Source organism: Tistrella mobilis, from assembly GCF_039634785.1.
Classification (GTDB): Bacteria; Pseudomonadota; Alphaproteobacteria; order Tistrellales; family Tistrellaceae; genus Tistrella; species Tistrella mobilis.
Genome location: NZ_JBBIAB010000001.1, coordinates 1 through 13,710 on the forward strand (window position 1 = coordinate 1; position 13,710 = coordinate 13,710).

Below are 13,710 nucleotides of genomic sequence, written 5' to 3' on the forward strand. Positions count from 1 at the left end.
GCATACCCAAAACGCCCCAGCCAACTTCACAACCCTGAAGCACATGGCTCATAACCTGCTGCGACAAGCACCGGGAAAGGACTCCCTACGCCTCCGACGCAAGGTCGCCGCTTGGGACGACAACTTCCTCGCAAGCCTTATCGCTGCTTAAAAAACTTTCACCCGATTCCCCTGGGACGGTCCGGCAGGACGGCCCGGGAAAGGCGATCAGCCGGAGGACTGCAAAACCTGTGTGCACCTGATCTGCATGAGCGCATAATCGGAGGATCATCTGCCTGAAGGACGGCACATCCCGTGGCCTGCAACAGATCCGCCGACAGAGGGCCCGCATATCATGGCCAACCGCCGCTTTCGTGGCTCGCGGTTCTGGCCGGCGCGTCGGGCATCGCCTTCGGTGCCGACTGGCTGGGCGCTGCATTCGGACTTGATGCCGCCCGGATCTGGGTGAGGATGGCGGCCACGGGCGTCGCAGCCGCTCTGGCGGTGCCCCTCGCCCTGCAGACCCGCATCCCGGCACTGCCCGTCGGCCGAAGCCGGACTCTGGGCACGGTCATGCTGCTGCTGGCAGCTCTCATCACCTGGGGCATCGCCGCATTGGCCGCAGAACGGCCCTGGTTCGACGGGATCAGCATGATGCTGATCCTGCTGATCACGCTGCCGGTTCATGCCGCGATCGTCTTTCTCCGCGCGGCACGCGCACGGCCGGTTCACATGCCGGCCGCCCGGCCGGGCGCGGCATCTCCGGCGCTGCTGCTGCCACCACTCGCCATTGTGTTCGCCGGTTATGCGCTTCTGCCGCCAGAGACGACGGGCTCTCGCTTCGCCCTCCCGCTGCTGCTGGTGGTGACGGTATGGGGTGCAATGCTCATGGCCCATAGCTTCGCGATCAGCGGGGCCTGGCCGGAATGCCTCAGCCGCATCAGCGGCAATCCCACCACACGCGTGCTGGCGATCATCCTGTCGGTCCTGACCGCGCTTCTGATGCTGGCAGCACTTCCCACCCAAGCCGATCCTGTATCCAGAGGGCCTGTATCCAGAGGGATCGCCGCGATCGCGGGTTGCGTGATGGTGACCTCGATCGCAGTCGCTCTGTCGCACGGCATCCGTCATCGCGCCAACAACCGGAGTTCCTGATGATCACGACCGTCATTGCGCGCATTCATGCCGTCGATCGGGCGGGCGCCGGCAAAAACTGGCTGCTTGCCGGTCTCGTCGCCGGCACGGTCGTCATCACCGGGATCGGCGACTGGCTGAGTGCGGGGCTTCTTGACATTGCCGCGCTCAGACAGGTGTACGGCGTCACACTGGTGGCCGTCCTCGGCTATGCGGCGCTCCTCAGCCAATTGCCCGCGATGCGCGCTCACCCGGGCCATCAGCGGCCGGGGCGGCCTCTGGCGATCGTCCTGAACCTCACTCTGTTCAGCATCACCATGACACTTCTGGGGGGCTCGCTCGTCTCTCCGCTGCCCGGTGCCTGGATAAACGTCGACAGCCACACGATCGCCGTCGCTCTGGCATTGTATACGACCTTCACACTGTCTCTGCTCCGCGACCCGGCCGTCGCCATGCCGCGATCGCCCGTGATATCGGGCTCGCCGGGCCGCGTCATCGGGCGGCGTCTGCTGCCGGCCGTGACGATCATGGCGCTGGCCGCATCGATGTATTCGGCTGAAATGATGGGCCGCACAGGCGTGACGGCCCTGATCATTCTTGCGGGCAGCATGGCGATCCTGGACATGCGCCGTCTTGCCAGGGGCTGCACGGCATCCGGCCATCTCGCCGAGCCGGCCCCCGAAACCGAAGCCGGCTTCGCGGCGATCGCCCGGGCAGCCCGGCATCTGGGGACCGGCGCCTGCCGGATCTGCATGGTACTGGGCGCTCTGCTGGTCACGAGTGCGGCCTGGCCGCTGCTGACCGGTACCGGTGCAACCCGGATCGTCGGCGGGCTTGGCGCTGCGCTGGCGCTGGTGCCGTTCGCGGCCGCCTGCCTGCTCGCCGAACTCGCCAGGACGCCTCCGGTCAGTTCGCGATCAGCGTGAATGCGGCCCAGGTCTGTTCGGGCACACCGGCCTGTTCCAGCATGATGGAGAGTGTCAGGCCGCGCGGCGAGCGTCGCCGTCGCATCCGCCCCAACTACCCCGGTCCTGAGCACCACCAGCTCGCGCGACAGATCGACCGCCTCGGCCCGGCGCCCTCGTGCATCGGCGGTGCCGATGGCCTCTTCCAGCGCTGCGTCACGCCGGCCCGGATCCTCCGCCGCACCCGCCGGCCATGACAGGAACAACAGCCCATTGATCACGAGAGCGCCCGCTAGGCGGCGTGGCAGCGGAGTAACAGGACGAATCATCGGGCAGGCACTTCCGAAAGCTCAGGATCATCCATTCAAGTCCGATCTCTGGCCTTACGAACAGCAACCTTTCGGTGACCCGCCGAGCCTACGGCCCGCCTGACTATCGATCTGTAACGACGCCATGAAACGGGCCATTCAGCACCAGAGCGCTAACCGGTCGCGGCAACCGACGTTTTCTGCGCCAGCACCTGGCCTGGTTACCGGATCTTCGTCTGGTGTCAGCGGAACGTGCCTCCAGAGTCTTCCGCCCAGGCGTCCAGGGCAGCCTCAAGACGGCCACTTTGCGCCATTCCCCGACTTTCCAACCAAGTCGGCACGATATCTGTAGAGCGTACCAGCTTCATCACACGGTCGGGATGGATCCCCAGACCAATGGCGGAGAATGGACGCAGTACGGCCGCAATGCTCATCAAAACTCCACGTGGTACAAGGTAGGTCTTAGCACGCGGAAAGTGCTTACGACGAAACGCCTCGATAATCTGCTCGATGGTATAACGATCTGGATAGACGCCATTAAAGCGCACAAAGCGCTCTCCGAGAGCATCCACCGCCAGCATGGCATCGACCAGATCCCCCACATAAAAACAGGCCTTAATAGTGTCTTTGCGGCCCGGATATACAAAAAATCCACGCCTCAAAAGAGCGGCAAGACGGGTAAAATTACCGCCCTCTCCTTTGCCAAAGATGACACCAGGACGTACAATGACAAGCCGCCGATCCTCCGCCTCATCCAGCCACGCCTGATGAATGCGTTCAGCCAGAACTTTCGACGCGCCATAGGCTGAGTTGGGATTAGGAGGCGTTGTCTCTGATTTTGTCTCTTCGCTCGCTCCATAAACTGAAATTGAGCTGGTAAATATGAGGTTCCGAACGCCATGCCGGCGCGCGAACGCCGTCACTTCCGTGGCACCCAAGACATTAGTTTCATAATATTCATGGGCCTCATGACCAGGCGTTGTATGAACGGCCGTAAAATTAAAGATCTTGCGAATTGGGCCTTCAATTTTAAATCCGGAGAGATCACGCACATCGACCACGTGATACTCAACGCCGTCGACAGGAGATTTCGGCTGACGATGATCTGCAGACACCAACCGCGCATCAGTTGTTGCTGCAAGCTTACGGAGAAGGTGAGTGCCGATGAAACCCGCACCGCCAAACACCAAAATCACTTCACGCATCAGCCGTCCTCAATGACTTATTCCGAGCAGGCTGGCGCGCGTCCCCCTTAGTGGGAGCGACCTCTCCAGCCCTGCAACAAGATAGCACGCAAGCTCGGCCACCAACATGACCGAAATAGGCCGCCTGAGTTCGGTCTGCCGCCGAAGACACCGGCCATATGCAACCGGACCGCGTTCTCCTGAACATGTCTTCAGGGGTTACATGGCCTCCTGGATCAGGACCGGATCAACCTCGCATGAGGGAATCATCATGGGACTCCGATGACGTACGACCATGAGGAACACCGTATCTCGGCTTCTCCGGCTGTCGCACGAAGAGCCGGTGCAGATCGACCGCGTCTGGGTGTGATGAGTCCGGAGCCTATTGCCTGGCGAGAGCCACCATTATCATGACTCCATCGACCCCATCCACGGGCTGCGCGCCAAGCCACCGGAGGCCGAAGCCCGGCCCGGCCCGCCAGCCGGCCGCTTCCGCGGCATCGACCACCGCCGCCTCGGCCAGGGCGGCGACACCGGCCTTGCGGGTGTGCTTCTCGATCTTGGCCGCCAGGTTGACCGGGGCGCCGATCACGGTCAGTTCCAGCCGGCTTTCATCGCCGACCGCACCGAAGACCACCCGGCCTCCGGCAATGCCGATGCCGATCGCGACCGCATCCAGCCCGCCCAGCCGGCGGGCCTCGTTCCAGCGGGCCACCGCATCCAGCACGGCGGTGGCCGCCGCCATCGCCCGGGCGCCATGGGCCGGGTCGGGCGCGACGGCGCCGAAGGTCGCCATGATGCCGTCGCCCAGAAACTTGTCGATGGCACCGCCCTCGGCCTGGATCACCGGCACCAGCCGGGCCTGGTATTCGGCCAGCAGGCTCATCAGCGCATCCGGCGCCAGCCGCTCGCTCATCCGGGTGAAGCCGCGGATATCGATCATCATGATCGTCGCCTCGCGCTCGGCCCCCGAACCCGGGGTCATCGCCAGCCCGGTCTCGGCGATGCGCCGGGCGACGTCGGGTGCGAAGAACCGGGCGAGCGAGGCCCGGGCCGCACCCTCTTCCTCGGCACGCACCAGCAGGGCCCGCGCCCGGGCGAGACCGGCCGCCAGCACCACCGTCACCACCAGGATGACCACGATCTTGTCGATCTCGGCGCCGATCAGAACCAGCGGCCCGCTCATATAGGCGACATAGTCGCGGGTGATCACCCCCATGCCGCCGCCCTCCCAGAGGGCATAGAACAGCAGCGCCAGCCAGCCGCCTGCAGCCGCCATCCCCGCCAGCAGCACATAGCGCGGCTCGAAGCGCAGGCAGCGCAGCGCGATGAAGATAAACACATAGATGAAGGTCGGCGCCTTCAGATAGAAGGCGGCGGGCTGGTGGTACTGGATGTGGAAGCTCCAGATCAGCCCGATCAGCAGCGCCATGTCGGCCACCACCGACAGGGCCAGATACCAGCCCGGCAGCGGCCCCAGATAGGCGAGCTTCAGCCGGATGACGGTGAAGACGGTGTAGATGCCCAGCGCCCAGGGCACCGGCATGAACATGAGGTCCGAGCCCCCTGCCTTGGGGCTGGCCAGATAAAGCGTGCCGAAGAGCAGGATGATGCCGACCTGCGCCCAGCCGACCAGACGTTCGGCCCCGGCCTCGGCCTCGGCGATCGCCATCTGCAACCGCGCCGGCATGTTTCCCGACGGCCGGCGTACCCATCCGAACCTCATCCCTCGTCCCCCGCGCAGCCTTGTCGCGCTCCGAGCTTAGGGCGAGCCGGTTTCGGGGCCAAGGGTGAGACCGTCCCCGTCGACAGCGACCACGTTTCGGCCGCATCATGTGGCGCCGCCCCGATCAGGAGATACCGCCCCCCATGTATCGTCTGCACATCGCCAACAAGCACTATTCATCCTGGTCGCTCCGCCCCTGGGTGCTGATGCGGACGCTGAACATCCCCTTCGAAGAGGTGCTCACCCCCTTCGACGGCGCGATGAACTGGCACCGCTTCCGGGCCTTCTCTCCCACCGGCACCGTTCCCTGCCTGGAAGCCGGCGACATCGTGGTCTGGGAATCGCTCGCCATCGTCGAATTCCTGGCCGAACGTCATGCCGGCGTCTGGCCGGCCGATCCGGCCGCCCGTGCCTGGGCGCGCGCCGCCGCAGCTGAAATGCATGCCGGCTTCTCCACCCTGCGCAACCGCTGCCCCATGGCGGTGGGGGTGCGGGTCAGGCTTCGTGACCATCCCCCGGCGCTGGCCCGCGATCTGGCCCGGCTGGCGGAACTCTGGGCCGAGGGTCTCGGCCGGTTCGGCGGCCCCTTCCTCGCCGGCAACCGGTTCAGCGCCGTCGATGCCTTCTTCGCCCCCGTGGCCTTCCGCCTTCAGAGCTACGGTCTGGTTCCGGGCGGTGCGGCCGATGTCTACGCCCGTCACCTGCTCGCCCAGCCGGCCATGGCCGACTGGTATGCCGCAGGCCTGGCCGAACCCTGGCGCGATGCCGCACACGAGGCCGATATCGCCGCGACCGGCACCGTGCTCACCGACCTCCGCGCGCCCCTGAAAGGTTGAGCCGGATGGCCGTCGACATCCCCTATGTCCGCGAGATGAGCTTCGATTACGGCCGCCTGGAAGAGGTGGCGCCGGGCCTGCGCCGGATCGTCGCCCGCAATCCCTCGGCCTTCACCTATTATGGCACCGGCACCTATGTGGTCGGACGGGGCCGGGTGGCGGTGATCGATCCGGGGCCGCGCATCGCCGCCCATGTCGATGCCCTGCTCGACGGGCTGGGGGACGAGACGGTCAGCCACATCCTGGTGACCCACACCCATACCGACCACTCCCCCGCCGCCGCCCTGCTGAAGGCCGCAACCGGGGCCCGGAGCTGGGGATACGGTCCCCATGGCGCCGGCCGGGACGACGGCGGAGCGCGGGTCGAAGAGGGGGGCGATCTGGACTTCGACCCCGACCATCGCCTGGCCGACGGCGATGTCATTGCGGGCGACGGCTGGACGATCGAGGCGGTGCATACCCCCGGCCACACCTCCAACCATCTCTGCTTCGCCTGGAAAGAGGCCGGGATCCTGTTTTCGGGCGACCATGTCATGGGCTGGTCGACCAGCGTGATTGCCCCGCCCGACGGCGAGATGGGCAGCTATCTGCGCAGCCTGACCAGGCTGCTCGACCGGCCCGAGACGGTCTACTGGCCGACCCACGGGCCGGCGATCACCGATGCCCATGCCCATGTCCGGGCCTTCATCGCCCATCGCGCCGAACGCGAGACCCAGATCCTGGACCGGCTGGCGCTGGGCCCTGCCGGCATCATGGGGATGGTGCGGGAGATCTATGCCGCGGTCGACCCCCGGCTGCATCCGGCTGCCGCCCGTTCGGTGCTGGCCCATCTGCTGCACATGCATGACCGCGGTCTGGTGACCGCGAATGGCGCGCCGGGGCTGGAGGCGGTCTGGCGGCGGGTCTGAGGGGTCACCGCCCCCGATAGACATAGCTCTCCACCGGCCGTGGCGGCGGCGCCACCCGGTGGTGATGCGGCGAGCGGTGGCAGACCGGATCGGTGGCGGCGGCATCGCCGGTCAGCGCCAGGGCCTGGCACCGGCAGCCGCCGAAATCCACCGAACGGCGGTCGCAGGATCGGCAGGGTTCCGGCATCCAGGCCGTGCCGCGGAAACGCCGGAAGGCGGGAGACTCCGCCCAGATCCGGTCGAGCGCATGGTCGCGCACCGACCAGAATGTCAGCCCCGGAATGGTTTCGGCGGCGTGGCAGGGCAGCGCCCGGCCCGACGGCGTCAGATTGATCACCCGCCGCCCCCAGCCGCCCATACAGGGCTTGGGCGTGTCGGCGAACTGGTCGGGAACGACATGGTCGACGGCGATGCCGGCCCCGGGCGCCAGCCGCTCCACCAGCCGGACGGCATCCAGCGCCGCCTGCCGGTCGGGCAGAAGCGCCGCCCGGTTCACCGCCGCCCAGCCGTGATACTGGGCATGGGCGATCTCCACCCGCCCGGCCCCCATCTCGCGGGCCAGCGCGATCATCTCCGCCAGCCGGGGCAGATTGGCCCGGTGGACCACAAGATTGACGGTCAGCGGCAGGCCGGCCGCCACCACATCGGCCGCAACCCGCCGCTTGGTCCGGGCCGCGCCCTGCCGGCCGGCGATCCGGTCGGCCGAGGGATCGTCGGCATCCTGGATCGAGAGCTGAACATGGTCGAGCCCGGCCGCCGCCAGTGCGTCGATCCGCGCAGCCGGCAGCCCCAGCCCCGAGGTGATGAGATTGGTGTAGAGCCCGGCACGGGCGGCATGGGCCACCAGATCGACCAGATCGGGCCGCGCCGCCGGCTCGCCGCCCGAAAGATGCAGCTGCAGGACGCCCAGGGCCGCCGCCTGATCGAAGACCCGGCACCAGTCGGCCGTCTTCAGTTCATCGGCGCGACGCTCCAGCGCCAGCGGGTTCGAACAATAGGGGCAGGCCAGCGGGCAGCGATGGGTCAGCTCCGCAAGCAGACCCAGGGGTGGCGCCAGGCGATCATCGGTCGAACCCGCCTCGCCGGTCATGCCAGCACCACCAGGCGCCGCCGGACCAGATCGGCGATCAGCGCCCGGATATCGGCCTCCACCCGGGCCGGGTCGGCACCGAAGCGGCCGGCCAGATCCGCGGCCATGGCGGCGATGGTGACCTCGCCGGTGCAGGCCTTCAGCACCGCCAGCGCGCTCGGATTGGCCTCGATCACGCTTTCCGGCGCCAGAAGAATGATGCGGTCGCGCACCGGGTCCTGGCGCAGCCGAACGCCGCGGGCCAGGCGCGGCCGTGCGGACGGATCGGGCAGTTCGACACCGTTCATGTCCACACCCGGTCGGCATCGGGCCCGCGCCCCTCGGGATCCCGGGCGTCCGGATTCCAGGCGCCGGGCGGCAGCTGACCGGTGACATAGCCGTGCCAGAGCGCATCGAGCTGCGCCCAGAGCACGCCGGTCTTGAAGATCAATGCCTCGACCACCGCCCGCTGGGTTTCCAGGGTGGTGGCATGGCGGCGGACATGGTCGAGGGCGAAGACCACGTCGCGCTCCGCCTGGGGCGGCCGGGCGGTGAAATAGGCGAGCGCGCGGTCGTCGACGAAGTCGTAATGGGCAAGCATGCCGCTCACCCGTTCGCCGATCACCTGCGGGGAAAAGAGCTCGGTCAACGACGAGGCGATCGCATCGAGCAGCGGCCGGGTGGCGCAGAACTGCACATAGGCCTCGACTGCAAAATGCGTCGCCGGCAGGGCGGCCCGCCCTGAGATGACCAATGCCCGGTCCAGCCCCAGCGCATCGGTGAGATGCAGCCAGCGGGCGATACCGCCCTCGCCCTCCGCCTCGCCGTCATGATCGATGATCCGCTGCCGCCAGGCCCGGCGCAGCGCCGGATCCTCCATCCGGGCCAGGATGGTGGCGTCCTTGCGCGGGATTGCCGCCTGATAAAGATACCGGTTCAGCGCCCAGGCCTGGACCTCGGCGCGCGTGCAGCCGCCACCATGCAGGCGGCGATGGAAGGGATGGCGGTCGTGATATCGCCGCCGTCCCACCTCGCGCAGCACCGCCTCCAGCCCGTCAGGCGTCAGCGGGGCATCGATCCGGGGCAGCGGGTCGTTCACAGCACGATCTCCATACCGTCATGGGCGACCTCCCAGCCCGCCGCTTCGACCAGGCGGCGCTCGGGCCCGCCCTCGATCAGGATCGGGTTGGTGTTGTTGATGTGGACATAGATCCGTCGGCCGACGCGGATATCGGCAAGGCCGGCCAGCGAGCCCCGGGGCCCGTCGATCGCCAGATGCCCCATGCGCGCGGCCGTCTTCGGCGACAGGCCGAGCCGCGGCATCTCGTCGTCGGTGAAGGTGGTGCCGTCGAAGACCAGCACATCCGCCCCCCGCACACGCGCCAGCACCGCGGGCGCGACCGCGGCGCAATTGGGCAGGCACACGGCCCGCCGGCCGCCGGCTTCGAACACGAAGCCCAGCACCCGGCCGTCTTCGACCACCGTCTCCGCCGGATCGACCGTACCGCTTTCCATATAGAGCGGCACCTTGCCCGGGGCGGGAAAGGCCGTCATCGTCAGCCCGCCCGCCAGATCGACCGGCCGGTCGAGGGGCAGCGGCTGCCGCGCCACGATACCCTCGGCCAGCACGTCGAAGATCCGGTTGGCGGCCAGGATGTCCAGCGTGGCCCGGGCCGCATGCAGGCGAAAGGGCTGTCGCTCGCGCAGGCTCAGCAGACCAGCCGTATGGTCGACATCGCCATTGGCGAGCACCACCTCGGCAATCGGGCTGTGCCGGGCCCCCTCCGCCGGATGAAGGGCCGGCGTCGCCAGGATCTGGGTCCGAAGATCGGGCGAGGCGTTGAGCAACACCCAGGACCGGCCGTCATCGCCCGAGAGCGCCAGACTGGACTGGGTGCGCGGCCGCACCCGCGGATCGCCCGCCCAGGCCAGCGCACAGACCGGGCAGCGGCAGTTCCATTGCGGGAAGCCGCCACCCGCCGCGGCACCGAGCACGAGGATCCGCACCCGCCGTCAGCCTTCGGCGCCGGTGGTCTCCGCGTCGGTCGCGTCTTCCGGGGTGATGAAATCGGCCGGCATGTAGCCGTTGATCTCCATGCCGATCCGGGTCTCGACGATCTGGGGTGTGGTCCAGTTCATGATGCAGGATCTCCGCGAGAGGTGTGTGGCCCACCCGACTCCATATGGAGCCGCCATGCGCCGTCGACACCCCCAACCTGCGGAAAGCCGGGCGGGTTCCCCGAAGCCGTCCCCAAAGCCGCCCTCAATGCAGGGCGAGCGCCGCCGCCATTGCCTCGCGCTCGGCCGCGTCCATCACCTCGGGCTCGGGGGCCGCGACGGTTTCGCGACTCTTGCGGGCCCGCTCGCTGGCCGATTTCAGCTGGCCGCAGGCGGCCAGAATGTCGCGGCCACGGGGCGTGCGCACCGGCGAGGAATAGCCCTGATCGTTCAGATAGGTCGCGAAATTGCGGATCTGGGTCCAGGACGAGCATTCGAAGGTGGAGCCCGGCCAGGGGTTGAACGGGATCAGATTGACCTTGGCCGGAATGCCGTCGAGCAGGCGGACCAGCTCGCGGGCATCGGCCAGGCTGTCGTTCACGCCCTTCAGCATGACGTATTCAAAGGTGATCCGCCGGGCATTGCTGGCGGCCGGATAGGTCCGGCAGGCCTCCATCAGCTCGGCGATCGGGTATTTCCGGTTGATCGGCACCAGCACGTCGCGGACATCATCGGTCACCGCATGCAGCGACACCGCCAGATTGACCCCCAGCTCCTCGCCGCAGCGCTGCATCATCGGCACCACGCCCGAGGTGGAAAGGGTGATCCGGCGCCGCGACAGCGCCACGCCCTCGCCGTCCATCACGATGCGCATCGCCTTGGCGACCGCATCGAAATTGTACAGCGGCTCTCCCATGCCCATCAGGACGATGTTCGAGATCAGCCGGTTGGCATCGGTCGGCGTCGGCCATTCGCCCAGCCGGTCGCGGGCGACCAGCATCTGGGCGGTGATCTCGGCAGCCGACAGGTTGCGCACCCAGGTCTGGGTGCCGGTATGGCAGAACTTGCAGGTCAGGGTGCAGCCCACCTGCGACGAGACGCAGAGCGCGCCGCGGCCGTCATCGGGGATGTGCACCGTTTCCACCTCGCGGCCGTCGGCGAAACGCAGCAGCCACTTGGCCGTGCCGTCGCTCGACAGCTGGTCGGTGGTGATCTCGGGCCGGCCGATGACGAAATGCTCGGCCAGCTTCGCCCGGAACGCCTTCGGCACATTGGTCATGTCGTCGAAGTCGCGGGCGCCGCGGAAATACATCCAGTGCCAGAGCTGCTTGGCCCGGAACGGCTTCTCGCCCAGGGCCGCCATCTCGGCTTCCAGTTCCTGGCGGTCCAGCCCGATCAGCGTGCGCCGGCCGTCGCCGGGCACCAGCGTGACCGGGGCGGTGGTCTGCGCGATCTTTTCGGCCGCACCCGGGCGCCGGAGCGCTGCGGTGGCGGTGGTGCCCTCGGGCACCGGCTGGACGACGATGGTCATGGAAAGGTCTGCCAGGGTTGGAGGTGTCGGACAGCGGCAGCCGGGATCAGCTGCCGCAGGCGGGCGTCAGCTGCCGCATTTGGCGATTTCGCTCATGCCGGCGGTCACGCCGCTCAGGCTGTAGGTGTCGGTGGTGGAGACACTGCCCTCGCGGGCGGTGCCCTTCACGACCATGTTGGCGCCGGCGCGCATGGCGTCCAGAAGCTTGCGGTCGGTATCGGCATCGCGGGCCCAGGCGGTTTCGCCGTCGGTGAACAGCGAGAAATTGTTGCCGCCAATGGTCACGGCCACCTCGCTGCCGGGCTTGTAGGCGTAGCCTGCGAAGACGCTGACCTCGGTGACCATCCGGCCGCCGCTGTTGCGACGGTTGACCATCACCCGGGCATCGCCGCGGCCCTTCACCTCGCCCTGGCGCTGCTTGGGCGCGCTCGCGATCCAGCAGGACACGGCCTTGCCCGAGCCGGACTTGAACGCCGTCCAGTCGCCGAAGGTACCAAGCAGGCTGATTTCCTGCGCCTGGGCCGGCGCGACGCCGGTCGCGGGCAGGGCGACAAGACCCACGGCCGCCACGACGGCGGCCATGGCAAGACGGCGAAAGGCGGAAGCGGACGGACGGTTCATCGGATCACCGGAGGTTGGTGGGTCCACCGAAGCGGGGCAGGGGAAAAGGCAGTGCGACGCGGGGGCGGCCCCGATACATATCGCCGAAGCCGCCGGCCGGACCCGGAAAGACTGGTCCCGACGGGGCCGGATTTCAAGCACGGGTCCGGATGTTGCCACGGATCGGGAGGGCCGCCTCCCTTGATCGGCCGGCCGGGCCCGGCCATATTTGCAGCGGACCCCCGGCCACGGGGGTTATCGCACAGGCCCATAAACGTTTTCAAGGATGCGGCACATGGCCTACGACACCCGCAGGGCATACGACGCGGGGGCGGCGTCGAGGGCGGTGGCCTTCGATGCCGGGCTGCGCACCTATATGCTCGGCATCTACAACTATATGGCCTCGGCGCTGGCGCTGACGGGCATCGTCGCCATTGCGGTGGCAAGCTCGCCGGATGTCTATATGGCGATCATGGGCACCGGCTTCCGCTGGGTCGCCATTCTGGCACCGCTGGGCTTCGTGCTGGCGCTGTCGGCCGGCATCAACCGGTTCAGCAAGACCACGACCCAGATCCTCTACTGGCTCTACGCGGCCTCGGTGGGGCTGTCGCTGTCGACCATCTTCATGGTCTATACCGGCTCCAGCATCGCGCGGACCTTCTTCGTGACCGCAGCGGCCTTCGGCGGCCTCAGCCTCTACGGCTATACCACCAAGCGCTCGCTGTCGGGCCTCGGTTCCTTCCTGATCATGGGGCTGATCGGCATCATCCTCGCCAGCCTGGTGAACCTGTTCATCGGCTCCACCATGCTGCAGTTCGTGGTCTCGGTGGCGGGCGTGCTGATCTTCGCCGGCCTCACCGCCTACGACACCCAGCAGCTCAAGCAGATGTATGCGGCGAACATGGATGACGAGACCGCGGGCAAGCTCAAGGTCATGGGCGCGCTCCGGCTCTATCTCGACTTCCTGAACCTGTTCATGCTGCTGCTGCAGTTCATGGGCAGCCAGCGCAACTGACGCTCGGGATCGCTGATCCGTGCTATGATCGGGCCCGCCTCTCCTTGAGGCGGGCTCTTCTTCTGTCTGCCCCCTGCACCGCCGCACCCGGTACCCGATGACCCTCACCCATCGCGAGCGTTTCCGCATCCGGATCTTCCTGGTGATCCTGGCGATCGGCCTGATCGACGGCCTTCTCTACAGCCTCAACTACGGCGCGGATCTGGATGCCCAGCTGCGCGGCGCGGCCACCGGCCTGCTGATCGTGCTGCCGATCGGCCTCTGGGAGACCTGGCTGTCGACGGCGGCGATCGGCCGGTTCGTGCGGCGCCAGCGCGCCGCCGTCACCGTGCTGATCAGCAGCGGGATCTATCTCACCTCGATCCTGTTCGGTCTTCATACCGGTGCGGTGCTGTTCGACGACGCCGAAAAGGCCGAGGGCCTGCTGGGCGTCATCTCGGACGAGAGCTTCGCCTTCGCCATCGCGATCTCACTGCTGATGAACCTGATCTTCCAGATCCGGCGCATTCTGGGCCCG

The 13,710-nt window shown here is 67.5% G+C and carries 14 protein-coding genes; 5 read left to right on the plus strand and 9 right to left on the minus strand.

What is annotated here, in order from left to right; translation table 11 throughout:
• The first annotated feature begins 450 nt into the window (after positions 1-450).
• Both WI697_RS00010 and WI697_RS00015 read left to right on the plus strand, forming a co-directional pair.
• On the plus strand, positions 451-1,134 hold the full coding sequence (locus WI697_RS00010; protein WP_345956991.1) for a hypothetical protein: 684 nt from the start codon (positions 451-453) through the stop codon (positions 1,132-1,134).
• Complete coding sequence (locus WI697_RS00015) at positions 1,134-2,039, plus strand: hypothetical protein (RefSeq protein WP_345956992.1); 906 nt, start codon at positions 1,134-1,136, stop codon at positions 2,037-2,039. Before WI697_RS00010 ends, WI697_RS00015 begins: the two co-directional genes overlap by 1 nt.
• A 529-nt stretch (positions 2,040-2,568) precedes the next feature.
• Here the strand turns inward: WI697_RS00015 and WI697_RS00020 are convergent.
• Both WI697_RS00020 and WI697_RS00025 read right to left on the minus strand, forming a co-directional pair.
• Positions 2,569-3,531: an NAD-dependent epimerase/dehydratase family protein gene (locus WI697_RS00020; protein ID WP_345956993.1), complete on the minus strand. Its 963-nt coding sequence runs from the start codon at positions 3,529-3,531 to the stop codon at positions 2,569-2,571.
• A 361-nt stretch (positions 3,532-3,892) separates the two neighbouring features.
• On the minus strand, positions 3,893-5,182 hold the full coding sequence (locus tag WI697_RS00025; RefSeq protein WP_345956994.1) for an adenylate/guanylate cyclase domain-containing protein: 1,290 nt from the start codon (positions 5,180-5,182) through the stop codon (positions 3,893-3,895).
• A gap of 197 nt (positions 5,183-5,379) precedes the next feature.
• On the opposite strand from WI697_RS00025, the gene WI697_RS00030 reads away from it, so the two are divergent.
• The gene (locus WI697_RS00030; protein WP_345956995.1) at positions 5,380-6,072 is read left to right on the plus strand and encodes a glutathione S-transferase family protein; all 693 of its coding nucleotides are present in this window, start codon (positions 5,380-5,382) and stop codon (positions 6,070-6,072) included.
• Between the two features lie 5 nt (positions 6,073-6,077).
• Complete coding sequence (locus WI697_RS00035) at positions 6,078-6,980, plus strand: MBL fold metallo-hydrolase (protein ID WP_345956996.1); 903 nt, start codon at positions 6,078-6,080, stop codon at positions 6,978-6,980.
• 4 nt (positions 6,981-6,984) lie between these two features.
• On the opposite strand, the gene pqqE is transcribed toward WI697_RS00035, so the two are convergent.
• The 7 genes from pqqE to WI697_RS00070 all read right to left on the minus strand — a co-directional run bounded on the left by pqqE (position 6,985) and on the right by WI697_RS00070 (position 12,199).
• A complete protein-coding gene (pqqE, locus tag WI697_RS00040; protein WP_345956997.1) occupies positions 6,985-8,070 on the minus strand; it encodes a pyrroloquinoline quinone biosynthesis protein PqqE in 1,086 nt (361 codons plus the stop codon).
• Complete coding sequence (gene pqqD, locus WI697_RS00045) at positions 8,067-8,357, minus strand: pyrroloquinoline quinone biosynthesis peptide chaperone PqqD (RefSeq protein ID WP_345956998.1); 291 nt, start codon at positions 8,355-8,357, stop codon at positions 8,067-8,069. Before pqqD ends, pqqE begins: the two co-directional genes overlap by 4 nt.
• Positions 8,354-9,127, minus strand: coding sequence for a pyrroloquinoline-quinone synthase PqqC (pqqC, locus tag WI697_RS00050; protein WP_345957284.1), 774 nt, complete (start codon positions 9,125-9,127; stop codon positions 8,354-8,356). The genes pqqD and pqqC overlap by 4 nt, the downstream gene beginning before the upstream one ends.
• 17 nt (positions 9,128-9,144) lie before the next feature.
• Positions 9,145-10,056: a pyrroloquinoline quinone biosynthesis protein PqqB gene (gene pqqB, locus WI697_RS00055; RefSeq protein ID WP_345956999.1), complete on the minus strand. Its 912-nt coding sequence runs from the start codon at positions 10,054-10,056 to the stop codon at positions 9,145-9,147.
• 6 nt (positions 10,057-10,062) lie between these two features.
• Positions 10,063-10,188 (minus strand): pyrroloquinoline quinone precursor peptide PqqA, encoded by a 126-nt coding sequence (gene pqqA, locus WI697_RS00060; RefSeq protein ID WP_014746629.1) that lies wholly within the window; start codon positions 10,186-10,188, stop codon positions 10,063-10,065.
• Between the two features lie 124 nt (positions 10,189-10,312).
• Positions 10,313-11,578: a 23S rRNA (adenine(2503)-C(2))-methyltransferase RlmN gene (rlmN, locus tag WI697_RS00065; protein WP_062769555.1), complete on the minus strand. Its 1,266-nt coding sequence runs from the start codon at positions 11,576-11,578 to the stop codon at positions 10,313-10,315.
• 66 nt (positions 11,579-11,644) lie between these two features.
• A complete protein-coding gene (locus tag WI697_RS00070) occupies positions 11,645-12,199 on the minus strand; it encodes an invasion associated locus B family protein (protein ID WP_014746631.1) in 555 nt (184 codons plus the stop codon).
• Between the two features lie 274 nt (positions 12,200-12,473).
• Between WI697_RS00070 and WI697_RS00075 the strand changes: the two genes are divergently transcribed.
• Positions 12,474-13,193, plus strand: coding sequence for a Bax inhibitor-1/YccA family protein (locus tag WI697_RS00075; RefSeq protein WP_014746632.1), 720 nt, complete (start codon positions 12,474-12,476; stop codon positions 13,191-13,193).
• The last annotated feature ends 517 nt before the right edge of the window (positions 13,194-13,710 follow it).

Excerpts from the sequence above, each read along its gene's own strand:
- rlmN (WP_062769555.1), bottom strand. The coding sequence starts at position 11,578 with ATGACCATCGTCGTCCAGCCGGTGCCCGAGGGCACCACCGCCACCGCA.
- pqqD (WP_345956998.1), bottom strand. The coding sequence starts at position 8,357 with ATGAACGGTGTCGAACTGCCCGATCCGTCCGCACGGCCGCGCCTGGCC.
- WI697_RS00070 (WP_014746631.1), bottom strand. The coding sequence starts at position 12,199 with ATGAACCGTCCGTCCGCTTCCGCCTTTCGCCGTCTTGCCATGGCCGCC.
- WI697_RS00035 (WP_345956996.1), top strand. The coding sequence starts at position 6,078 with ATGGCCGTCGACATCCCCTATGTCCGCGAGATGAGCTTCGATTACGGC.
- WI697_RS00030 (WP_345956995.1), top strand. The coding sequence starts at position 5,380 with ATGTATCGTCTGCACATCGCCAACAAGCACTATTCATCCTGGTCGCTC.
- WI697_RS00075 (WP_014746632.1), top strand. The coding sequence starts at position 12,474 with ATGGCCTACGACACCCGCAGGGCATACGACGCGGGGGCGGCGTCGAGG.
- pqqA (WP_014746629.1), bottom strand. The coding sequence starts at position 10,188 with ATGAACTGGACCACACCCCAGATCGTCGAGACCCGGATCGGCATGGAG.
- WI697_RS00015 (WP_345956992.1), top strand. The coding sequence starts at position 1,134 with ATGATCACGACCGTCATTGCGCGCATTCATGCCGTCGATCGGGCGGGC.
- pqqE (WP_345956997.1), bottom strand. The coding sequence starts at position 8,070 with ATGACCGGCGAGGCGGGTTCGACCGATGATCGCCTGGCGCCACCCCTG.
- WI697_RS00020 (WP_345956993.1), bottom strand. The coding sequence starts at position 3,531 with ATGCGTGAAGTGATTTTGGTGTTTGGCGGTGCGGGTTTCATCGGCACT.
- WI697_RS00010 (WP_345956991.1), top strand. The coding sequence starts at position 451 with ATGGCGGCCACGGGCGTCGCAGCCGCTCTGGCGGTGCCCCTCGCCCTG.
- WI697_RS00025 (WP_345956994.1), bottom strand. The coding sequence starts at position 5,182 with ATGGCGATCGCCGAGGCCGAGGCCGGGGCCGAACGTCTGGTCGGCTGG.